A 354-nucleotide genomic window follows, 5' to 3' on the forward strand; every position below is an offset into this window, starting at 1 on the left:
CGCGATGAACCTTTTTTACTATCGCCTTAACCATCCCGTTAAAAATGAATAGATGCGCAGGCATCATAGCGAACCAATAAAGTAGCCCTAAAAAACCTTGAGGGTGCCACCAAGCGGTGATGTTCAGCTCTCGCTCCTCACCATTGTCTTGAATCGAGACCTCTAATCGACCAAGCCCTGGTCCTTTCATGCCAAAGAGTAAAGATAAGAATCTATTGGGCTCATAGCGAATCACTTTCCAAGAGTCGATATGATCGCCCACTTTGAGATTCGGTCCCTCAGGCTCTCGTCGTTTGGGAATTCCCCCTCCGAAGAAAAGATCTAACCATTCTCTTGTTCGCCAAAGAATATTAG

General features: G+C 45.8%; 1 protein-coding gene. It reads right to left on the bottom strand.

What is annotated here, in order from left to right; all coding sequences use genetic code 11:
* Window positions 1-354: DUF2867 domain-containing protein (locus tag BCU12_RS11440; protein ID WP_133153875.1), on the bottom strand; the 354-nt coding region annotated here is incomplete at both ends.

The sequence above is a fragment of the Vibrio sp. 10N.261.55.A7 genome (genome assembly GCF_002877365.1).
Lineage (GTDB): Bacteria > Pseudomonadota > Gammaproteobacteria > Enterobacterales > Vibrionaceae > Vibrio.